This is a genomic window from uncultured Methanobrevibacter sp., from assembly GCF_937881195.1.
In the GTDB taxonomy this organism is placed as follows: domain Archaea; phylum Methanobacteriota; class Methanobacteria; order Methanobacteriales; family Methanobacteriaceae; genus Methanobinarius.
This window is the reverse complement of record NZ_CALGFC010000023.1, coordinates 32,208-54,765: the sequence shown is the minus strand read 5'-3', so window position 1 is coordinate 54,765 and position 22,558 is coordinate 32,208. Positions and strand designations below refer to the sequence as shown.

Below are 22,558 nucleotides of genomic sequence, written 5' to 3'. Positions count from 1 at the left end.
ATAAAAGGCTATATGTAATATTTATTTTAAGTATTAAGGTGAGATTAATATGATACAAATGACATTAATTCAGATTGATAATTATGGGCCATGGACTGTCACTCCAAACCCTAGGAATGAATCAGACCTCCAAATTTTACAGGCAGAACTTTTTGCAGATGTACAAAGACAAATCGCAATGAAAAAAGGTTTAGTATTTTATACTAGGTTTGATAATATGTTAGCAGTCACAAATGGTCTTAATGAAGAAGATCATATGAGGATTCAACGTTCTATAAGAAATAGATATCCTATAACCATTAGTATGGGAGTTGGAACTGCAAAAACACCTTATGAAGCACAAAAAATAGCTACTGAAGTTCTTCAAAAGAAGGGAGGGGCTCAATCTGAAGATAGAAAGGAAATTTTAGCTATTGATTCTCTTGTGAAACCTGAAGATAGCTTTGTTCAAATGGCGCATATAGATATTAATGGGATTACTGACTCTTTAACCGATATAATTCCTGCTTTTGACACTAATTTTCTTGTAAATAAAGCTCAACATTATCTCATGACAAAATTAATTGAAAAAGGATCTTTACTTTTCTTCATTGGTGGGGATAATTTCATGTCTCCTTGTAATGAGCTAAGTATTGATGAATTAATGGAAATTATCGAGGAAATTGATGAAGAAATTGATATTCCTCTAAAAGCAGGTGTTGGAAGGAGTGACAATGCTGAAGATGCTGCTTATATGGCGGATTTAGGTTTAGAAGAAATAAGGGAAGGAAATAATGAAGAATTAGTTTATGTTTTAGAAAAAATAAATTGATCTCAATTATTTAAATAATGATCTAATGTATAATATTTATAGATAAATATTAATTAATCTTTAAAAACCTAAATACTTAACAATTCTCTTTTATTTTTAATAGATATGAATTGAAGATACTATACAATAAAATAACTAAAAAATATTTTTAAAATAAGTTATTTAATTATTTAATAAGTTTTTATAAAATTAAGTATTTATTAATCTACTTTTAATTTATATTTTGTATAATTTTTTATTTTTAATTCTATTTATTTTATTTATATTATTAATTTCATTTATTTTTTAATTCTATTTATTTTATTTATATTATTAATTTTATTTATTTTTTAATTTTATTTTATATTAAATTTAAATTTTATATTGCCTAGATAATTATTTTTATTGTTTTAATTGTATTATTCTATCTATATATGGTCTTAAATTATAATAAAAATGATTAAATAAAATATTTAAATTAATAAAAATAAATATTATATAATCATTTTAAAAAAATTAAAAATTTTTAAGTAATATTAAAATATTATTAGGATGATAATATTATTGTAGAATTTGGGGTAAAGATTAAATATTTAAATTGATATTATTATAAAATGAAATATCTAATTTATATTAACCTTTGTTATTTTATTAACTTTTATGCCCTAAACTTAAAAATAATAACTAAATTTTTATTATGTGGAAATTTTTATTGAAAATTGCCATTATTAGATATTCATTTGTAATTTTTATATTTACTGGAGAGAATATGATTAAAGTAATTGCTCCCATGGCAGGAATAACTGATAGTAACTTTGCATTAAAAGTCATACCCTATGGATTTGATGTTTTTACTCTTGGAGGGTATAATACTGATTATAAAACAGTAATTGCTGGGGAAAAAATTTTAAAAAGGGGTAGAAGTGAATTTATAATTCCATTGGAGGAATTGTATTCGTATATTGAAAATGAAATAAATATAATAAAAAACAGGCATCCAGAAATTAAAATTTCTGTAAATTTACGGGCTACTTCTCCCGATTCAATTATAGCAATTAGTAAGATAAATAATTTAGATATTATTGAAATAAATGCACATTGCAGACAAAAAGAATTTTTAGACATTGGTTGTGGTCAAAATATGCTTAATGATCTAAATAATTTGAATGATTTTGTCAGTGAAGTTGTTAAAAAAGTAAAATCTAATCAAAAAGTTTCTGTAAAGGTTAGGGCTAATGTTAAAAATGTAGATAACTTAATTGTAGCTAAGGAAATAGAAAATTCGGGTGCAGATTATATTCATATCGATGCTATGAAACCAGGGGTCCCTAATGCTGATTTTAACTTAATAAAGGAAATATCTAATGAAACAGATATTTTTATAATTGGTAATAATTCAATAATTGATATTGAAAGTGGAAAAAGGATGATTGATGCTGGTGCTTCAGGAATATCTATTGCAAGAGCTTTAATTGATGGAAAATTAAATTTTGATATTTCTAAAATATGAAATTATATTAAAAAATTATCAATAAACATTAATTTTAAATGCTATAAGTGCGAATATTATACTATTGGGAGTGTATTTAGATAATAAAATAAATATAACGATAATTATATTATTAAATCGTATAATAATATATTTTGAATATTAGATTAAGATATTACTAATATACAATCAATTTAATTTTTAAAGGTGGAGATATGTCTTTTATAGAGCTTAAAAATATTACAAAAACATTCAATGGAGTTATTGTTCTTAAAGATTTGAATGTTGAAATTGAAGAAGGAAGTGTTCTTGGAATTCTTGGTAGGAGTGGATGTGGTAAATCTGTTCTAATAAATATGCTGAGGGGAACAAAAGAATATGAGCCAGATAGTGGCCAAATGATTTTTAACATAGCTATATGTAATAAGTGCTCTCATGTTGAACCTCCATCAAAAGTAGGCGAAACATGTAATTGTGGAGGTAAATTAGAAGCTAAAACTGTTGATTTTTGGCATTCCGATAGAAAAGATTATGTAGAAATTCGAAAAAGAGTTTCAATAATGCTTCAAAGGAATTTTGCTCTTTATGAAAGAGAAACAGTAATTGAAAATGTTTTGAGAGCAATGGATGAGGGAGAATATGAAGATAATCTTTATAAAGCTTTAGATCTTCTTGACATGGTTCAAATGAGTCACAGAATTACTCATGTTGCTCGTGATTTGAGTGGTGGTGAAAAACAGAGAGTTGTTCTTGCAAGGCAAATGGCTAAAGAACCTATGTTATTTTTAGCGGATGAACCAACAGGAACATTAGATCCACAAACTGCTGAATATCTTCACCAAACCTTAATTAATGGTGTTAAAAACAAAGGTACAACCATGGTAATTACTTCTCATTGGCCTGAAGTAATGAATAAACTTGCCGATAAAGTTATTTGGTTAGATAATGGGGAAATAATTGAAGAAGGATCTGCAAATGATGTTGTAGGACATTTTTTAGAGACTGTCCCATTACCTAAAAAAGTAGATGAAGTAGAATATGGTGGTCCTGTTATTAATGTTGATGATGTGAAAAAACATTATTACTCAATTGAAAGAGGGGTTATTAAAGCCGTAGATGGTGTTGATCTTAATATTAATAAGAATGAAATATTTGGTATTGTAGGACTTAGTGGATCTGGAAAAACCACTCTATCCCGGATGCTAATTGGATTAACTGAACCTAGTTCTGGTGAAATAGAAATTAAATTAGGGGATGACTGGATTGATATGACTAAATCTGGTCCATTAGGTAGAGGTAGAGTTATACCTTATATTGGTTTACTCCATCAGGAATACTCTTTATATCCTTATAGGTCAGTTCTTGAAAATTTAACAGAATCTATAAGTTTAGAACTTCCTGCAGAATTTGCTAAAATGAAAGCTATACACACATTGAATGCAGTAGGTTTTGATGATGATAAGGCTAATGTTATATTAAATAAAGAACCTAATGAACTAAGTGGTGGAGAACGTCATAGGGTTGCAATAGCTCAAGTATTAATCAAAGAACCAAATATTATAATATTGGATGAACCAACTGGAACAATGGACCCTATTACAAGAGTACAAGTAACAGATTCAATATTAAAAGCTAGAGAAGAATTAGAACAGACTTTTATAATTATTTCTCACGATATGGACTTTGTGATTGATGTATGTGATAGGACTGCTTTGATGAGGGGAGGAAAAATTCTTAAAATAGGGGAACCTAAAGACATAGTAAAAGAATTAACTCCTGAAGAAGAAGAAAAGATGTTAGGTTAATTAATATTAATAATTAATAGATTGCTGTTTTTGGATAAGAATATGTAATCTAAATATTATTAATAACTCTTTTTATTTTAATAATAATTATAATAATCATAAATTATATGATTAAAAATACATAATTAAAAATTATAATGTATCTTATTTTTGAATTTTAGAACTAAATGAGAATAATTTAAATATAATGTATAATTAATATAATATTTAAAATTAGAAATTTATTGTAAACTAAATTTTATTTTAGACTAAATATACTTTTTTTAAAAAATTGATTTTTTTAAATCATATTTATTAATAATTAAATTAATAACTAAATTAATAATTAGGATTTATTATTAAATTATAATATTATAGTTTAATTAAAAGTTTATACTAAATTTTATTCACAATAATAAAATATTAAGTCAAATAATAACTTATATATAATTTAAAAGAATATAATAAGTCATTAGTGGCATGTTTTGAGATTAATATTTAAAAATAACTAAATCTTAATTTAAAATATACTAAATAATTTTAAATATTAAATAATTTTAAATATTAAATTTTATCGGAGGATTATTAATGGTATGGGATGACGCACCATCACATGTATGCAGGGGTGGAGATAGCAGGGCATTAGCTTTTTGTTGCCCACCAGTAAAACCTTGTCCAATATTACACGCTCTTGATGATGTAAATTTATCTCCACAAGAATATATGGATATTAAAGAGGACTTTGCGAAAAAAACTAGACTTGGGGAAGGAGCTGGGACATGTTTTGGGTCTTTAGTCTGGTGTTGTAAAACATCAAAACCTTGTCCACTTAGAGATATGGTTTTGAGAAATATTGATATGAGTGTAGATGAGTATTTAACTTTAAAAAAACAATTATCTGAAACTTTAGTTGGAAGTAGCAATAGTAATAATAATGATAATGTAAATGCATTAGTTGATGCATTTTCAATTACTGATGAAGAGGCAGTTAAGGTTCTTCATGATTGTGATAATGATTTAAGAACTGCTATGAAGTTACTCAGAATGAAAGCTTTGGAAAAATCAGAATAAATATTTTAATTTTTTATTTATATTTAAAAATTTATTTTTTTTATTTAATAAATTATCAAAGCAGAAAATAGGAAATTTTTAATTTATATAATTAAAAATTTTCTATAATAAAAAATATGTTCTTAATTAAAATATAAAAAAATTAGTTTATAATCAGTTATTATTCTATTAAAAATATTATTATATAAATTAAAATGATAATATTTTATATTATATAGTAACTATAATTATTAATGGAATATATCTTTTTATTTAGGATTATATTTTTAAAGTTTAATTCCTTATATTTATAAAATTAAAATATATTATAAAATATATTATAAAATATTTATTTATATTATTCCCTTTTTGAATATTTTATAAAATATTTTAGCTAAATACTTTTTGCACATTTTTTAATCAAATATTTTTCAATTAAACTATAAATAAGTTTGTATAAAGTGATATAATGACTTGGACTTCAATTTTTTTGGATGCTAATGAAAAAAAGGTATTTATATTGGGGACTGGCGAAGTTGCACATCGCAGAGCTGATAAATTTCTTAAAAATGGTTCAAAAGTTATATTATCTGGAAATAGGATTTCAAAAGAATTAATGGACAAAGGGGCAATATTGGAAAAAGATAACTCTAAAGAAACATATAAAAAATTAGTTAGTTGGGCAGATATTGTTGTTGTAGCTAGTGGGGATAAAATTAAAAATGATTATATATCATTAATTAGTAAAGATAAATTATTAAACCGGGCAGATTTTCCTGAAAAAGGGAATCTTATTGTTCCAACTAGTTTTTATATTGAAGATATTCAGATATCAATTTTCACTAATGGTAAAAGTCCATTAATGGCTCGAGAACTTCGAAAAAAGATTCAAAATATAATTTCTGAAGAGGATATACTTCAAATTAAGTTACAAGATTTTTCAAGAAAGATTTTGAAAGAAAAATTTGATAATCAAAAAACTAGAAAAGAATATTTATATAAAATTCTTCAAGATGATAATATTTCTCATTTATTAAAAGAAAATGATTTAAAAGAAGCTAAAATATGTGCTGAAAAAATTATAAACAATGAAGGAGGATAACTATTGATAATCAATTTGAGAGTTGACCATAAAGTTGCTAATATTGAAACAATAGAAACAACAGCAAAAGATTTAGAAATCATATTCAACAAGATTAAAAAAGATTTAGATATTAAAGAATATGTTGAGATAAATACTTGTAATAGGGTTGAATATTATATAAATACTGATATTGTTAGCTATGAAAATGATTGTTTTAAAACTGAAAATGAGAATATAATTATTCATTATGATGATATGGCTATAATTCATCTTTTTAGAATGACTTCTGGGCTTGAATCAATGATAATTGGGGAAGATCAAATATTGGGTCAAATTAAAAGTGCTAAAAAAAGAAGTATTGATGAAAATCACTGTGGTAAGATATTAAACACTTTATTTACAAAAGCTATTCATGTAGGACAAGTTGTAAGGCAAAAAACATATATAAATAGAGGTTCTGTTTCTATTGGATCTGCAGCTGTGGATTTGGCAGAAGAGAATATTGGTGATTTAAAAGGCAAGCATGTTTTGGTAATTGGTGCTGGGAAAATGGGAAAATTAGTTGCAAAAGCTCTCGCTGAAAAGGATTTAAAAGCTATATTTGTTGCAAATAGAACTTACTATCGTGCAGTTAGATTAGCTGATGAACTTAATGGAAAAGCTATTCTTTTAGATGAATTAAGTCAATGTTTGCCTACAGCTGATGTTATTATAAGTGCTACTGGGGCTCCTCACACTATACTAAATAAAGAAAAAATTGAAGATTTTATAGATTCTAAAAAAGCTTCTTCAATTATAATGATTGATATAGCTAATCCACGAGATATTGATGAAGATGTATTAGATCTAGGTGTTAAACTTTTTAATATTGATGATTTAAGGGGAATAGCTGATGAAAATAAAAAGCTAAGGGAAAATGAAGCTAAAGAAGCAGAAAGAATCATAGAATCTGAGTTTAATTTACTTAAAAATTCTTTTAAATTAATGGAAGTTGAAGATCTTTTAGCGGATATAAGGTTATCAATGGAGAATATTCGAACAAAAGAAGCATTAAAAGCTACTTCAAAACTTTCAAATGTTGAAGGTAGTGCTAAAATAATTGATAATATGTCCAAATCTATTGTGAATAAAATATTTCATGATATGTCTTTAAATATCAAAAAAGTTGCTGAAGAAGAAGATCATGATGTTATAAAGACATTAGAATCCATATTTAAATAATAATTCATTAATGATCTTTTAATTATAACTATAGTTAGTAATATTCCTTTTTTAAATTTAAAATCTTTTTGAATATGATGTATTATTATATAAAATATTTATATTATTATTATTATTATTATCTTTTTATTGATTTTTATTAATTTATTTTTCCTAATTATATTTTATTTTTAACTTATTTTCATTCTATCTATTTCTATTCTATCTATTTTTATTCTATATATTCTTATTTTATAATTTTAAAATTAAATGATCTGATTATTACTCTTTAAAATGATATCTGCCTATTAATCCCATGAATCTAGCCGAAAATACTGCTAAAAATGGTAATATTGTAAATGCTAGTATTAGGGATAATAAAGGGTGAATATGTTCAGAAATATCTGATAAAGTCGGTTGTAAAATTAATGTAAATAATATTACAAATGAAAAAGAGCTAATAAATTTACCAGTTCCCATGTTTTTTAATTTTTTTAATATAGTTCTAATCTCAAATATTGCACGTAAATTGGAATGATTGTATTCATAATGAATAATTGCTGCCTGAACAACAAACAATGAACCAAATAATGATAAAATGAACAATATAAATATAATAAAATTAGAAATGTCGTCTGAAAATATAATAGTATCAATTAATGATATTATCAATACTACTAATGGTATAAACAAATAAACAACAAATATTATAACCTCTTTTATTCCTCTCCAAATTAATATTTTAATATTTTTAAATTGAGGATGGACATCTGAACCAAATATACTATCTTCAATTATAGTGGCAAGATATCCTCCTTCTATAAGTAAAAAAATTGATAGAGGAATAAATAAAAAAATCCCTATTATTAAATATTCTTCAGTAATATAAGTACTAATACTTATTGACCAAAGAAGAAGCCCCAAAAAAATAAAATCTTTTTTTCCTTTTAGTGCATATTTTACAGAATCAATAAGCATCTCTTTAACATTCATATTTTCCATATTTATTATATGGATTATATTTATATTTATATTTGCTATGTAAAATAGCATAATTTTATCATAAATTAAGTTTTTTAATAGTGTTTGTTAATTTTTTTAATCATTATTTTATTTTTTGTAATTATTTTTAGTATCTATTTTTATAAAATATTAGGTTAATAATCATATTAATAATATTGATTATTTTTGTAATATTTAAATAATATTTATATATTTTTATACACATAATATTTATAATTAATAATTAGAATTTTTAAAGTTTTATTCAATATTGAAATTAAAATTAAGTATTTATAACTTAGGAGGATTATATTATGGAAAGCTTTAAAAAAGAAGATATTATAAAATTGGTAATTTCTTTCTTAATAGTTTATATAATTGCTATTATTGGTTCTTTGTTTACATCTCCGGAAATATCTACTTGGTATGCTTCTATTGCAAAGCCAGCTTGGACTCCTGCAGGTTGGGTTTTTCCAATAGTCTGGAATATTCTTTATATATTAATGAGTATTGGACTATTTTTAGTCTGGAGAGAAGGTATTCAAAATAAAAATGTAAAAACTGCTTTAATCATATTTTCCATACAGCTCAGTTTAAATTTAATATGGTCCATAATTTTCTTCGGATTTCATTCTATAGTTGGAGGATTAGGAATTATAATAATTCTATGGATATTTATACTTCTGAACATAATTACTTTTTATAAGGTTTCTAAGTTAGCAGGGATAGTTCTGATTCCTTATATCATATGGGTTACCATAGCTATGTATTTGAACTACTCAGTTTATCTTTTAAATTTATATTAATAAATGGTGATAAAGTTGGTAAGTAAATCTTCAAGAAATACAGAAAAAGCCTGCACGAAAGTAAAATGTAAATGCTTATATCGTGATTGTCTAAATACTATTGAATGGGTTTGTCCTAGATGTGGTAGGGTATATGAACTCATAGGCAATGAGTATGTACTAAAAATTGATATTTAATAATAAATTTTTCTATTTTTTTTAAATAATTTATTCTATGTTATTGATAATTATAAAAAATATATTAAAAAGAATTAAATGTGGAGAAAAACTCACATTTTTATAACTGGAAATTGAATTTCAGTCAACAACTCATTTTCTGGAACTTCATGGGGACTATTTATATAAACTTCTTTAGGAGATCCAATAATATCATAATTATTTTTAATAGAATATTCCACCATTTTTTCATATGATTGTTTTAATGTTTCATAAGATCCTTTATGTATAGTGGATAGTACTCTATGTTCTAAAAGTTCGACAACTTTTATTTCTCCTTCTTCAGAAAGTTCAGTGTCTTTTGAAATAGGGATGCCCATATCATATACCATTTCTTCAGGATCAGTATTTTGAGGGCTAGTAAAATAAATAGAGAAAGGGTTTCCAATAACTTCAACTTTTTTAACTTCTGCCCATGCTAATAATTTTGCAATAAGTATTCCCATATCTTTAACATTTCCTATATAGTTAATTATAGCTAATCTCTGTTCTTCAACGATTTTATCTTCTATTTCCATCTTTTCACCTATTATTTAAGTATTCAATTAAATTGATTTAGAATTTAGATTCAATTAAATATTAGCTTATCAAAAATTTTATATTATTTGTAGATTTAATTAATTTTAGCTAATTATTTGAAAAGTCTAACTTTAACATTTTCTCCTTTATCTAAAAGTTCTATAGCTTTAGGAATTTTTATATATCCATCTGCATGAGCAAGAGAGGTTATAGCACCTGAATCTTTTACAATTGGATATGCTAATCCATCTTTTATATGAACTAAATTATAATGTATTCTACCTTTTGGAGAATGAATTCTATTTGCTAAAGCAGCATTAACTTTTTCATTATTATCTCCTAATTTTCCTGCTAACTCTCTAATATTTGGAATTATAAAAACATAAAAAATAATTAGTGCCGAAACAGGGTTTCCTGGAAGCCCAATAACAATTTTTTCATCTACCTTTCCAATAATTGTAGGTTTTCCTGGCTTTACTGAAACTCCATGAAGTATTACTTCTCCAATATCCTCTAAGACATTTCTTAACACGTCTCCAACTCCTGCTGAAGTTCCGCCAGAACAAATAACTATTTCTGAATCTTTAAGGGAATTTTCTATTTTTGTTTTTAGTTCATTGTAATTATCTTTTACTATGCCATTAGAAGTAGCTTCTGCTCCATTTGATATAGATGCATTTTTAATAGAGTAACTGTTAACATCAAATATCTTCCCATATTCAAGGGATTCATTTTCCATAACAAGCTCATTTCCAGTAGAAATTACTCCAATTTTAGGTTTATCAAATACTTCAACCTCTTTAATTCCTTGAGCAGCTAAAACGCCTATCTTATCGGGACTTATGGATGTATTTTCTTTTAAAAGTAATTCATCCTTTTTTATATCTGAACCTTGAAGTGCCAAATCCTGATTTGGAGTTACACTTTTTAGAATATGAATTTTTTCACATTTTTCATTTTTTTCAGATTCTCTATCTGTGAATTCAACCATAACTACTGCATCTGCTCCATTAGGAATTGGTGCACCAGTACTTATCTCAATGCATTCTCCATTTTTTATTGTTTTTTTACTAAATGATCCTGCTTCGATACGATCAATACATTTTAATATTTTTGGATTTTCATCGGTAGCTCCAAATGTATCCTCTGATTTAACAGCAAATCCATCCATAAGAGATCGATTAAATGGAGGAAGATCCATTGAAGCAAAAATATCTTTAAAAATTATTTTTTGATGGCTTTTTTCAATAGGAACTATTTTTGACTTCTTTTGATAAAGTTCTTCAAAAAGATTTTTTATAATTTTTTTAGCTTCATCTGCTTCTTTTATCTTTAAAAATTCAGTTCCCATTTTTTATCTCCAACCAATTAATAAAATTATTTTCTAAAAATATCTAATTCTTTTGCTCGTATTAAGGGTTTTATATTTGATTGACTATCTTTCAATTTATCAAAATTTGAAAATCCTCTTATTATGACAATTGGGATTCCTTCATCTGCTTGACCCATTAAAAGTGATGCAGAAGCAGCTAGTTCATCTGCAATAGCTATCTCAGTAGTTTGAAGACTTCGACCATAAAGATCTTTTTCTCCAATTCTTTCCCAAAGCGGTTTTATTCCACTACAACCTATTGCTACACCAACGGCACCATTTCTAAATGCTCGTCCTTGGGTGTCGGTTATTATGACCCCTATTTCTTTTTCTGTTTTATTTTTCAAAGATTTGTAAATTTTTTGTGCTGATTTATCAGGATTTATTGGCATTGGTGTGGCTAAACCATCTTCAACATTAGATTCATCAATCCCTGCATTAGCACAAACAAATCCATGTTTAGTTTCACTAATAATGAAATTATGTCCAATAGCTATAATTTCTTTAGATTCTTTTATTATTGATTCAACCAGTTTTGGATCTTTATTAGATTTTTCAGCTATTTTTTTAGCTTCGAGGCTTGGATTTATTTTTTTTAAATCAATATAATTACCTTCGACTTTTGATATTAATGTTTCAGCTATTAATATAACATCTCCTTCTTTTAGGCTGTTTTTCTGTTTTTTAAGTGACGATAATATTAATTCAACTAAATTATCTCCTTCAACTACTAAAGGAATTTCTGTTAATCCAAACATCTCTAATTTCATGATTAACCCATTTAATATTTTAAATAATTAAATATTCATTGATTCAATAATCCATTTTCCGTCAAAGACTGATCCTACTGAAGCTACTGGATTTGTAAAATTTTTAAATTCGCCTTCATCAAGTATAAATTTTGCTGAAGACTTTGAATCACTTGCAACGAAATTTACTTCATTTGGGGATTGACATTCATATGTGGATATGAAAAAAGCTTTATTTTTACTTATCTTTTCAACTAATATTTTTTCATGAGTTACAATCCCAATGTATCCCTCATATTCATTTTTATTTGTTTCAGGCTTTATGACTGCAGCTATTCGTGGAGTGTTATAATCATCTTTTTCATAATCCATAGCAATTAATGATAAAGTCAATGCATCTTTTATATTCATCCCTACAGATATTTTATCTGCAATCACATCTGTATGTGATCCATTTGATACAATTGCTGTGTTTTCTATTATTTTAATACAATTATAAGCTATATATGCATTTTCAAAAATGTCTGTTTCATATCCTTCTTTTGGGATTATAGCTGCTTTGTCTTCAAAACTTTTAGCCATTCTATTCGGAAAAGACCTACTAGATACTCTATATGCTATAAATGGGGTTCCTTCATTATTCATTCCTGCGGATATTATTCTTCCTAAATACATTAAAATTCCTCTTATTTTATTAATTAGTTAAAAATATTCAATATTTTTTTAAGTTATCTTATTATATGTTTCATTAATAGATATTTAGTTAATATATTATTTCATTGTGGAGAACGCACTGCTTGTTCAGGAGTCATACCTGGTGGAGTCATGATTGTAATGGATCTATCTTTTGGTTTTATACTAATTTCTCCCTCATCAATAACCTTCGTCTGAACAGCTATAGCATGATCTTTAATAAGTGAAGACATATCTTGACCATTAACAATAACTTTTTCTAATCCTGCTACTGGTATTAAATAGTATTCTGAGTTACCTGATGTATCGGTTATGTTGGGCTTACCTGTAGCCCCATCGGTAGTGTCTTGGATTCCTGCACCACTAAAACTACTTGTCACAACTAAAAATATTAACAGTGTAAATAGGATATCAATAAATGGAACAAGATTAAATTGAGGGCTTGTATCTTTTAATTTTTCTTTATGTCTTTTAATATCTAATGACATTTTAATCACTTAATGTATCATATTTCAATAATTATTGTTTTAGTTTACTTTCAGTTATTTCTGATTTTATATCACATTTTTCTAGTATAATATTGTTTATACTTTTTTCAAGCATACTTGGCTTGAATGAGATTTGTATATTTGCTCTATTAATATCTTCTCCAATAATTTCTCTTGTATTTACAATTCCTTCTGCTTCTTTTAATGCTTCTAAAGCACATGGAATATTTCCACTAACTCTAATTTTAGCAACTGCATAACTCCAATTAGTCATTTTGTTGGCTAATTCTATTTTATCCATTTCTGTATCAATTAAACTTTTTATATAAGTTTGAATTGGTAAAAGTATAATTGCAGTAGCTAAACCAACTATTGTAGTTATTAATGCGATATAAATTCCTTCAGCCATTGCAGTACTATTTGCTTCTACTCCTAATGTTCTAAATGTCATCCATATGCCTATAACTGTTCCAATAAGTCCTAAAAATGGTGCAAGTTCAATCATGGTCTTCAGAGTATTAAGTCCTTTTGTCATTTTACTTAATTCAACGATAAAAACTTGTTCCATACCTTCTTCAACTTCGGTCTTATTTTTGTATCCAATTTTAAGGGCTTCTGATATGATTTTTGAGACAGGATTTTTATATTGGCTTATTGATTTTAATGCTTCAATCGCCCCTCCCCTATTCATAGCTTCTGTAACAGTTCCCATAATTTCTGTGGTGTCAGATTTACTTATGCTTCTTAAGTAACGTATTTTTTGTATTGAGGTAATTAAACCATAAATTCCAATAAGAACTATTATATAGGTTATTACTCCTCCACTTTGAAATATTTCTAAAATACTTTGAAATATGCCAGTAAAAAATTCAATTATCATTCTATCCTCTAATTAGTTATAATTATAATTTATCTATTTTTCATATTTGAGATTTTATTATACTTTAGAACTCATAATATTTTTAGTAGACTTCTATTTTTATTTTAAATTATCAATTCTTAATTATAAATTATTTTTATTCAAAATTAGCTATATTTGTTTAAAAATACTTTTTTATTTTTTATCTTTACGATATATACATTTAGATTATATAAATATCTATTTTTTGTTTTTTCAAAATGTTATTCATATTATATAATTATTTTTATTAATTATATTTATAAATTAAAATACTATAATTTTATTAATATATTATACTATTTTTTAATATATTTTACTTTTTAATATAATTTTATTTTTAATATATTATTTTTAGTATAATATTTTTCATTATGTAAAATAAAATTTTTTAATAATATTGCATTAAATGATTTTTTTTTATTGTTACAATTAATATTATTTATTATTATTTTTAATTTAGGATTTTTAATTTAGAAAGTGAATTCTTAAAACAATTATTATAGATTAAATTTTCATAAACTGTATTTTATTCAGTTATTTCATTGTCTTTTATGTTTTGAATAGTTTTCCAAGATTTTCTAACAATCTTTGGCATTTCTTCATAAGTAAAATTTTCTAAAAATCTTTTTGTTTTAGGGTCACTTGGATATCCTGATCCAATTTCTCCTATTTTTCTATATTCTTTTTTTAGATTTTCTATTATGGAATCTCTTTCATATTTGGCTACTATTGATGCAGCTGCAACCTGAATATATTTATCATCTGCTTTATGTTCAGATATTATCTCAATATTTCCCACAATGGATTGTATTTCATTTTTTAATCTTTCTGGTTTTATATCGACTGAATCTATGATTACACAATCATAATCTAATTTATTGATGATTTTTAACATAGCTATTTTTTCTATTTCATTTAAGTTCACATCACTTGCTCTTAGATTATCTATATCCTGAGCAGTTATTTCTACTGTTTCATATTCAAACATATTTTTTAATTTTCGTGATAGGACTTTTCTTCGTGTTGGTGTTAATTTTTTGGAGTCTTTTATACCCATTCTCTCCAATACTGGGATTTTATCATCAGGAATCACAATTCCTGCAACTATGAGTGGACCAATAACAGGGCCCCTACCAGCTTCATCTATTCCTAAAATATTCATTTGTTCACCATTAATTAGTTTAAGCAATAATTAATTTATAATAATTTTAATTATAATATTTTACTGATTTAATTAGAATTAATAAAAGTTAGTTATATATTTATCTTAATAGTTATTATTAAATATAGTTAGTATTTGAATTATAATTTAATAATAACTCAAAATATCATTTTAAATTTATTAGAATATCTTAGATAAATAATATCAATAACTAAATTTAATTAAAGAAATATCCTGCATATAATATTTAGAAATATATTTTGGAGGATTTTTCCTGATTTTTTTTAGAGTATGTTTCAAATTTTTATTTAATTGATATTTGATACAACAAATATTAAATTAAATAAAGTTAGGATAATATTAAAATTAAACTAAATTTAATAAATAAAAACTAAATTTAATAATAAAATAATAAATTCTAATAAATAATTTAAATTTAACAGGAAATATAATTGAATTAATATTATAATATATTTATAAGTGTAATAATAAATAATTAGCTAATAAGATAACTAATATATTTTCAATAAACTATTATTGTAGATTATGATTAATAAAATATAATAAAATATATTTTTATATAATTATATTGTGGATTATATTTAATAATGTATATTTTTATATAATTACACTATTTTTTATATAATTATTATATTTTTATATAATTATAATATTTTTTATATAATTATCTTAAATATTATATATTTGAACTTATGGTATAATTTTTATAATATCTGAATTTTTATTTAAATATCTATAATTTCTTTTATTTGCTAAAATAGGTTTATAATTCTTATTTTATAATTTTAATTGATTATTAAGGTTATTAAAAAGCAAATATTAATAAATAATCAAAATAATAACATTTTAAGGAGTCAAATTATGGAATTAAAAAAAACTAATATTGGATTTTTTATGGCAGTGCCTGATCTGATTTCATTGTTGAATTTATCATTTGGATTTTTAGCAATTTTAATGGCTATTAATAACCAAATTTATATTTCTGCAATTTTCATCATCATTGCATTAATATTTGACTCTTTAGATGGTTGGATAGCTAGAAAATTATCTAGAATTGATAATTATGGCTTTGGAAAAAATATTGATTCCTTATCGGACATTGTTTCCTTTGGAGTTGCTCCAGGCATACTTTTATATTGCTCTGGAAGGTATATTGGAACTATTGGATTGCTTGGTCAATTTCATTATTTGGATTATTTATTGGCTTTTGTAGCATTATTTGTTGTTATTTGTGGTGTTTTGCGACTTACTCGTTTTAATGTAATTGCTGATAATTTAGATTTCAAAGGATTTATTGGTATACCTATTCCGACTGCAGGAATCGTTTTATCCTCTTTTATATTAACTGGATTTTTTAATATATACTTTGCAATGATTTTGATGATGGTTGTTGGAATTTTAATGATAAGTAATATTAAATATTCTAAATTAAATAATCCTAAATTATTATTAATTTGTGCAATATTGGTGATTTTAGCTATAATTCCTTATAAGATAATTTATTTAAATATAAACATTCCTGCAACTATTATATTTATAATAACTTTAATTTATATCCTTTATGGCTTATTGGGACGATTGATTATTAAAGAGAATAATTAATAAACTACTATTCTTTTTCAATTTTAATTATTGCATATATTAAAGAAATTATTATTTTATTTTCTTTTGAATCATTCTAAAGTTAAATAATAAACCAATTGATATTAAACATATTTTATTAATTTTCTAGCTCATCTCATTTTTTTATTAACACTTTATTTAGTAATGAGGTTTGATAACTTGAAAAATAAGGATAATAAACAAGATAAATCTAAATTTGATAAATCTAAATTTATCAAATCTAAATTAAATAAGTTTAAAACAATTAAATGTGAATTAATTAAGTTTAAATCAGATAAATTTAAAATAATTAAATCTAAATTAACCATGTTTAAGTTTATTAAATTTAAATCAATTAACTATAAAAGTTGTAATATATTTAAATTTCTTTTTAAAAACTTTTCAACGAGTAAAAATAAAAATAAAACTAAAAATAATAAAAATAATCTTAATTCTATTAATCCTAATAAATATGAGGGAGATCTCAGTAAATTCAATAATATCAGGAAGATTAATATTAATGATAACGGTCATATCAATGATTATTGTTCTAATAATGATAATGATTATAAATCTAATGAGGATAATAAGTATAAATCTGTTAGGGATAATGATTATAAATCTGTTAGGGATAATGATTATAACTCTATTAATGATGATAATTATAAAAAATATAATTCTGAAGAAATTAGTACCATTGCTATAAAAAATGTTCATAATATTAAAAAAAACTTCCTTTCAGATAGAAAAAAAGAATTTCAAGATAAAAATAATAAAATTGACACTAAAAATAAATTTAAAATTTTTAAAGAAAATTATAGTAATGATATGAGTAAAAATTTAGAATTAAAAAATAATAAAATTAGAAAAATAAAATTTTTATTTAATAAAATCACCAATTTTAGCAATTTTAATATTAATAACTCTCCTCATGATGATATTCAAAAAATAAATAATGATATGGAAAATTTAGAGAATAATGAATCAAAAATAGTTATGGGGGCAGCTGTATTTGGTTTAATAATTCTAATTATTCTATTTTCTTCTTACTATTTTTTATTTTATCAACCCTATCAAAATGATTTAGCTACAGCTAAAAATGATAAACTAAATGAATTAAATTCTCTTTTTAAAGGGCCCCTTACACTTGATAATAATGTAATGTCTCTTAATTCTGAAATTGAATTATCCAAATCTCCAGAAGAAGTTAAAGCAATTGATGTCATAAGGCCTGCCACTAGCTCTTGGAGAGAATATCAGAATAATCAGATAAATAAAACTCAAGATGATTTTGGAAGAGTTATGCTAAATTATGAGGATTTTGGTAATGAAATTTCTATGAGCATGTCTGAAAAAAGTGAAGGGGGAAATAATATTAAATCTAAGAATATTATAATGAATAGTAGCGATGCCCATTCATTTGTAATTGAAAATGATGCTAATATTTTGTCTAATATTTTTTTTAAAAAACCTGATACTGTTGTTGTCCCTATTTTAATTAATAGGTTACAGGCAGGTGCAGGTCTGATATCGGTTGGCTCAATTGTTGATATTTATACTTTATCTAATAGCAGCTATCAAACTCAATTAGAAAGTTCTAATTCTATTGAAAATGATAATAATTCAATTAATGATAGTTCGAATAATAATGATTATAGTAGTAATAATGCAAATAATTCTCAAGATTCTAATAATATTGATTTGAATAATAATAATATGGATTCAAATATTAATGATAATTCTAATTTAAATATAAATAATTTGAATAGTTATATTAGTGGAAGTAATGGTTCTCCTGATATTAGTGGATCCACTGTTCTTGCTATTATGCGTTCAAAAGATAGTGGTGTTATAGATGCAAATTACATAAAATCTAGATCAAATATTAATGGGAATTATACAAATCAATTTGAAAATAGTAGCTCCTTTTCTACTGATATTGAAGAAATAATCAGGGCATCTATTGCGGGTGGTTATAATGAGGGGTATTTTTTACCTATACTTGAGAAATATGGGTTAAAACTTTCTGATTATGAAAGAGAATCAAGTTTGGGAGAAATTGATGTTCAATATTTGTTATTGATAGAAATCCCAAGAGAAGATGTTTCACATGTCATAAATAATATGGATAATATAATTTTGACTATACCTACTTCAAATGCTCCTAATTGGATGTTATATGAACTTAAAAAAACATATTCGGGCAATTGATTTAAATTAGTAATTTTTAAGAGTAATATAAATCAATTGAACTTTATATGAATAATATTGAATTATTATTTATATTAATATTTTTTGATTAGCTATAATATCAAAATACTCATTTGTGTATTATAAAACATAATAGCAAATTATATAAATATTCATCAAGATACATATAATATATATATTACTTATTTTTAATAAATATATTATAAATAAATATTTGCTATTTTATATTTTATTATTCTAATTTGATTATTAAATTTTAATAAGATTATAATTATTAATTAAATTTTATTTCTCTAAAATTATTTATTTCTCTATTGTATGTTATGGGCTTATTATATAAAATTTATCTTAATATGGTGAAAATTTGGTAAAACTTGCAACAATCGTGGTTATTGTGGGCCTTATAGTGGTTGGTATGTATGCTTTATTAGAAGTATCATACTATTCATCAAAGTTATCTGTTGAGAAAGATATATCTTCTCCGGTGGTTTTAATACCTTCTATTGGGGTTAATGAAAAAATAAATAACATTTCTATCTCTCAGGGGGTTTATCATGAAGAAGTTTCAAAACTTCCTTCAAAAGGTGATGTAATATTGTTTGGTCATAGGACAAGTTATAGTTCTCCTTTTCTACGTTTAAATGAACTTAAGGCGGGAGATAATATTATTTTAGAATGGCCTGAAATAGGTCAAATTAATTACACTGTTAAAAATTCAACAATTGTGCCTGCTAGCTATTTATTGCCAGTTCATAATGATACTCAAAGATTGTATTTGATTACCTGTGACCCTCCGGGTTTTACAACAAATAGGCTAATTGTCACTGGAGATATGAGTACTTTAGGTCCAGTAAATGAAACAATCACAAAAGAAAATCCAAATACTTCGAATGCTTTAATTATTTGTTTATTGTTTTTGATTTTAGGATTGGTTCTTTCATATTTCTATCCTATCAAAGAAGATAGATTGTTTATATTAATTTTTGTGTTGATAATATCAGGGGCTTTATTTTTTGCCTATTTTGTTCCATTTAATCCTGATATAATAGCATCTAAAATTAATTGGTTGAATGGTGATTTCAGCACTTGAATTAAATATTAATTATTTGGGTATTTAATAATTTATTTCTCTTTCATAATTTTTTATTTACTCTATTTTATTTAGTTTATCATGATATTCTATTCATTTATTTATCTCATATTTTACTAACTAATTAATAATTTGGAATATAAAAGCTTTTTAAAAATTAATTGAGATATTATATAAATAAATGCATATAAGATATAAAATAAAAGTATATAAATAAAAAATTTTATGGAATATTTTCAATAATATACTATTTTATATATTATTTTTTATATATCCTTATTTTATAAAGTAATTTTATTAAGTAATTTTATAAAATATCATTTTATAAAGTATTTCTGAAGTTAAAATGATATAAATGAATTATTATATGGGGAATTTTCATGGTAGACGTTGAAAAAGAATTTTTTTATAATATTACAAATAGAGAACGGGCAATATTTGAAGGAGCAATAAGTATGGGTGCTCTTTTCCATCAGTTTATTGGTACTCCTTTAAATAAAGAAACAGTAAATAATTTAGAGAATGCAATTGAAAATTCTCTTTCTCTTCAACCAGCTATTGATAAAGTTGAAGTTAAAATTAATTTAGATCTACTAGAAAAAGAAATTTCTAAGTTTGATTATACTTCTTTAACTGGTGAAATGCTTGATGTTAAAATTTACTCAAAAGTTAATGGAATATTAGCAATTATTCGCATGAAATTTATAGATGATCTTAATTATCCATTAATGTATGTTGAAGAGATCAAAGAAGATTTTGAATCATAATTGGCCTTATAATACTATTTTTTATTTGAAAATATTTTTTGATAATATGGGGAAAAATAATTAATTTATTTGTAAATATTTTAAATTTATTAATTTTATAAACTGATTAAAAAATTAATTGATTGAAAATATACTAATGATATAAGAAGTAAAAGGTAAAATTCACATTTTTATTATTGTTGTTATTTTTATTTTTATTTTTTATTATTTTTTATTGTATGGTATAATAATATGAATTCTTAATTAATTGATTTTCCAATCAATATTTTTTTAAAAAGGCTCAATTTAATATATAAAAAAGTTAAAATGTTTTTTTTTCAATGAAAAATCTTTAATTATAATAAAAACTATTGAAACGCTTTAATAAAAATTTTTTTAACATTATACATAAATATTAAATTTTTTATAATTATTCTATATTTTTAATTCCTTTTTATTTCTTAAATCTTACATGTTGTTTATTAAATATCATTTTACATTATAAGTATTGTTTATTGATAAATTTATTTTATATGCATTGACTATTAAGTTATCAATAGAAAATATAAAAAAATTATAAAAGAATAAATTTAAATATTAATAGAATATATCTTATTATGTTACATGATGAGTCCATAATATTTAAAAATATCTATTTAATTTTTATATATTTATAGGCATAAACAGATTTTAAATTTAATTTTTTATTAAAAACTGTTTTTTATGTTTTTGATTATTCTTTTATTTTGACTAAATGGAATGTAATAGATTTGGTTTTTAATAATTTAAAGAATTCTTGAATTTACATAATCCTTGTAGTGTATTGTGTATAATTATGCACAGGACGTGAACATAATGATAGAAGATAAAATACAAGTTCTAAGAAAAGCTGCTAAAGTTTCTAATGAACAAAGTTCAGATAAATTGTGGTGTGTTGCCGCTGGAAATGAAGAACTAGTTAATAATATAGCTTATGCGGCTATTGCTTCTAAAGATAGAGTTAAAATACTTTTTAGAGAACATGTTACTTTGGAAGAATCTTATGTTCATAAGAAATTTGATTTTATCATGTTATATGGAGATTCTGATAAAATAAGGGAACTTAGCTATGTTTGTAAAGAAAATGGTGGGGCATATATTCAAATAGCTCCTTTCTATGTAGGAAATGAACCTAATTTAACTTTACTTGTGGCTCCTGATGATGCTCTCAAGAAACTTGTGGGTGATGCAGAAAGAAATAGTTCTCAATTTTCTATATTGTTGGAAGATCAAACCACTGGGTTTATTGAAACTGATTTAAAGCTAAGAATTAACCTTCCTAATTTTTTACAGACCATGTTAACTCCATTATTTAATATGAGTGATGTTGTTTTATCAACAATCCTTATTTCAATTGAAAACAAAGAGGATGTTGGGAAAATTAGAAAAATAGCTGCTAATAATAATGTATTTTTGATTGATTTCAAAGATATTATTGAAAATGAAAATTAATATATTTAATATAAATAAAAAATTAATTTTAATACAATAAATTTTAATATAATTGATTTTAATATAATTAATTTTAATATAATTAATTTTAA

The 22,558-nt window shown here is 23.8% G+C and carries 21 protein-coding genes; 13 read left to right on the top strand and 8 right to left on the bottom strand.

Annotated features, from left to right (window positions below; genetic code table 11):
- Positions 1-49: 49 nt before the first annotated feature.
- From Q0087_RS02695 to hemA, 6 genes are all read left to right on the top strand, one after another.
- A complete protein-coding gene (locus tag Q0087_RS02695; RefSeq protein WP_297898132.1) occupies positions 50-811 on the top strand; it encodes a GTP cyclohydrolase III in 762 nt (253 codons plus the stop codon).
- Positions 812-1,580: 769 nt separating this feature from the next.
- Positions 1,581-2,300: an MJ0144 family RNA dihydrouridine synthase-like protein gene (locus tag Q0087_RS02690; RefSeq protein WP_297898156.1), complete on the top strand. Its 720-nt coding sequence runs from the start codon at positions 1,581-1,583 to the stop codon at positions 2,298-2,300.
- 194 nt (positions 2,301-2,494) lie between these two features.
- The gene (gene atwA, locus Q0087_RS02685; protein WP_297898131.1) at positions 2,495-4,084 is read left to right on the top strand and encodes a methyl coenzyme M reductase system, component A2; all 1,590 of its coding nucleotides are present in this window, start codon (positions 2,495-2,497) and stop codon (positions 4,082-4,084) included.
- 567 nt (positions 4,085-4,651) lie between these two features.
- Complete coding sequence (locus Q0087_RS02680) at positions 4,652-5,134, top strand: methanogenesis marker 9 domain-containing protein (RefSeq protein WP_297898130.1); 483 nt, start codon at positions 4,652-4,654, stop codon at positions 5,132-5,134.
- Positions 5,135-5,582: 448 nt separating this feature from the next.
- Positions 5,583-6,215 (top strand): bifunctional precorrin-2 dehydrogenase/sirohydrochlorin ferrochelatase, encoded by a 633-nt coding sequence (locus Q0087_RS02675; protein ID WP_297898129.1) that lies wholly within the window; start codon positions 5,583-5,585, stop codon positions 6,213-6,215.
- Positions 6,216-6,218: 3 nt separating this feature from the next.
- Positions 6,219-7,418, top strand: coding sequence for a glutamyl-tRNA reductase (hemA, locus tag Q0087_RS02670; protein WP_297898128.1), 1,200 nt, complete (start codon positions 6,219-6,221; stop codon positions 7,416-7,418).
- A gap of 261 nt (positions 7,419-7,679) precedes the next feature.
- On the opposite strand, the gene Q0087_RS02665 is transcribed toward hemA, so the two are convergent.
- Positions 7,680-8,399 (bottom strand): DUF4013 domain-containing protein, encoded by a 720-nt coding sequence (locus tag Q0087_RS02665; RefSeq protein ID WP_297898127.1) that lies wholly within the window; start codon positions 8,397-8,399, stop codon positions 7,680-7,682.
- Positions 8,400-8,713: 314 nt separating this feature from the next.
- Here Q0087_RS02665 and Q0087_RS02660 point away from each other — a divergent pair, with 314 nt between their 5' ends.
- Together Q0087_RS02660 and Q0087_RS02655 are read left to right on the top strand one after the other, a co-directional pair.
- Positions 8,714-9,205: a TspO/MBR family protein gene (locus tag Q0087_RS02660; protein ID WP_297898126.1), complete on the top strand. Its 492-nt coding sequence runs from the start codon at positions 8,714-8,716 to the stop codon at positions 9,203-9,205.
- Between the two features lie 15 nt (positions 9,206-9,220).
- A complete protein-coding gene (locus tag Q0087_RS02655; protein WP_297898125.1) occupies positions 9,221-9,382 on the top strand; it encodes a hypothetical protein in 162 nt (53 codons plus the stop codon).
- A gap of 92 nt (positions 9,383-9,474) precedes the next feature.
- Here the strand turns inward: Q0087_RS02655 and Q0087_RS02650 are convergent, their stop codons facing one another.
- From Q0087_RS02650 to rnhB, 7 genes are all read right to left on the bottom strand, one after another.
- On the bottom strand, positions 9,475-9,939 hold the full coding sequence (locus Q0087_RS02650; protein ID WP_297898124.1) for a GyrI-like domain-containing protein: 465 nt from the start codon (positions 9,937-9,939) through the stop codon (positions 9,475-9,477).
- Between the two features lie 113 nt (positions 9,940-10,052).
- On the bottom strand, positions 10,053-11,291 hold the full coding sequence (gene glp / locus Q0087_RS02645; protein ID WP_297898123.1) for a gephyrin-like molybdotransferase Glp: 1,239 nt from the start codon (positions 11,289-11,291) through the stop codon (positions 10,053-10,055).
- Between the two features lie 26 nt (positions 11,292-11,317).
- On the bottom strand, positions 11,318-12,082 hold the full coding sequence (locus Q0087_RS02640; RefSeq protein ID WP_297898122.1) for a coenzyme F420-0:L-glutamate ligase: 765 nt from the start codon (positions 12,080-12,082) through the stop codon (positions 11,318-11,320).
- 27 nt (positions 12,083-12,109) lie between these two features.
- Positions 12,110-12,736, bottom strand: a complete 627-nt coding sequence (locus tag Q0087_RS02635) for an IMP cyclohydrolase (RefSeq protein WP_297898121.1) — start codon at positions 12,734-12,736, stop codon at positions 12,110-12,112.
- A 101-nt stretch (positions 12,737-12,837) separates the two neighbouring features.
- Positions 12,838-13,242, bottom strand: coding sequence for a biopolymer transporter ExbD (locus tag Q0087_RS02630; protein ID WP_297898120.1), 405 nt, complete (start codon positions 13,240-13,242; stop codon positions 12,838-12,840).
- 31 nt (positions 13,243-13,273) lie between these two features.
- On the bottom strand, positions 13,274-14,122 hold the full coding sequence (locus tag Q0087_RS02625) for a MotA/TolQ/ExbB proton channel family protein (protein WP_297898119.1): 849 nt from the start codon (positions 14,120-14,122) through the stop codon (positions 13,274-13,276).
- A 547-nt stretch (positions 14,123-14,669) separates the two neighbouring features.
- The gene (gene rnhB / locus Q0087_RS02620) at positions 14,670-15,305 is read right to left on the bottom strand and encodes a ribonuclease HII (protein WP_297898118.1); all 636 of its coding nucleotides are present in this window, start codon (positions 15,303-15,305) and stop codon (positions 14,670-14,672) included.
- 882 nt (positions 15,306-16,187) lie between these two features.
- On the opposite strand from rnhB, the gene Q0087_RS02615 reads away from it, so the two are divergent.
- From Q0087_RS02615 to Q0087_RS02595, 5 genes are all read left to right on the top strand, one after another.
- The gene (locus Q0087_RS02615; RefSeq protein WP_297898117.1) at positions 16,188-16,928 is read left to right on the top strand and encodes an archaetidylserine synthase; all 741 of its coding nucleotides are present in this window, start codon (positions 16,188-16,190) and stop codon (positions 16,926-16,928) included.
- Between the two features lie 180 nt (positions 16,929-17,108).
- Positions 17,109-19,139: a DUF515 domain-containing protein gene (locus tag Q0087_RS02610; protein WP_297898116.1), complete on the top strand. Its 2,031-nt coding sequence runs from the start codon at positions 17,109-17,111 to the stop codon at positions 19,137-19,139.
- A gap of 364 nt (positions 19,140-19,503) precedes the next feature.
- On the top strand, positions 19,504-20,229 hold the full coding sequence (locus Q0087_RS02605) for a class E sortase (protein ID WP_297898115.1): 726 nt from the start codon (positions 19,504-19,506) through the stop codon (positions 20,227-20,229).
- A 380-nt stretch (positions 20,230-20,609) separates the two neighbouring features.
- Positions 20,610-20,996, top strand: a complete 387-nt coding sequence (locus tag Q0087_RS02600; RefSeq protein WP_297898114.1) for a dihydroneopterin aldolase family protein — start codon at positions 20,610-20,612, stop codon at positions 20,994-20,996.
- Positions 20,997-21,830: 834 nt separating this feature from the next.
- Entirely contained in the window at positions 21,831-22,466 is a 636-nt protein-coding gene (locus Q0087_RS02595) for a hypothetical protein (RefSeq protein ID WP_297898113.1), read from the top strand.
- Positions 22,467-22,558: the final 92 nt, after the last annotated feature.

Coding starts and splice junctions, on each gene's coding strand:
- Q0087_RS02635 (WP_297898121.1), bottom strand. CDS start 12,736: ATGTATTTAGGAAGAATAATATCCGCAGGAATGAATAATGAAGGAACC.
- Q0087_RS02640 (WP_297898122.1), bottom strand. CDS start 12,082: ATGAAATTAGAGATGTTTGGATTAACAGAAATTCCTTTAGTAGTTGAA.
- Q0087_RS02625 (WP_297898119.1), bottom strand. CDS start 14,122: ATGATAATTGAATTTTTTACTGGCATATTTCAAAGTATTTTAGAAATA.
- glp (WP_297898123.1), bottom strand. CDS start 11,291: ATGGGAACTGAATTTTTAAAGATAAAAGAAGCAGATGAAGCTAAAAAA.
- Q0087_RS02650 (WP_297898124.1), bottom strand. CDS start 9,939: ATGGAAATAGAAGATAAAATCGTTGAAGAACAGAGATTAGCTATAATT.
- Q0087_RS02690 (WP_297898156.1), top strand. CDS start 1,581: ATGGCAGGAATAACTGATAGTAACTTTGCATTAAAAGTCATACCCTAT.
- Q0087_RS02595 (WP_297898113.1), top strand. CDS start 21,831: ATGATAGAAGATAAAATACAAGTTCTAAGAAAAGCTGCTAAAGTTTCT.
- Q0087_RS02660 (WP_297898126.1), top strand. CDS start 8,714: ATGGAAAGCTTTAAAAAAGAAGATATTATAAAATTGGTAATTTCTTTC.
- Q0087_RS02615 (WP_297898117.1), top strand. CDS start 16,188: ATGGAATTAAAAAAAACTAATATTGGATTTTTTATGGCAGTGCCTGAT.
- Q0087_RS02630 (WP_297898120.1), bottom strand. CDS start 13,242: ATGTCATTAGATATTAAAAGACATAAAGAAAAATTAAAAGATACAAGC.
- Q0087_RS02695 (WP_297898132.1), top strand. CDS start 50: ATGATACAAATGACATTAATTCAGATTGATAATTATGGGCCATGGACT.
- Q0087_RS02600 (WP_297898114.1), top strand. CDS start 20,610: ATGGTAGACGTTGAAAAAGAATTTTTTTATAATATTACAAATAGAGAA.
- Q0087_RS02680 (WP_297898130.1), top strand. CDS start 4,652: ATGGTATGGGATGACGCACCATCACATGTATGCAGGGGTGGAGATAGC.
- Q0087_RS02675 (WP_297898129.1), top strand. CDS start 5,583: ATGACTTGGACTTCAATTTTTTTGGATGCTAATGAAAAAAAGGTATTT.
- atwA (WP_297898131.1), top strand. CDS start 2,495: ATGTCTTTTATAGAGCTTAAAAATATTACAAAAACATTCAATGGAGTT.
- rnhB (WP_297898118.1), bottom strand. CDS start 15,305: ATGAATATTTTAGGAATAGATGAAGCTGGTAGGGGCCCTGTTATTGGT.
- Q0087_RS02665 (WP_297898127.1), bottom strand. CDS start 8,399: ATGGAAAATATGAATGTTAAAGAGATGCTTATTGATTCTGTAAAATAT.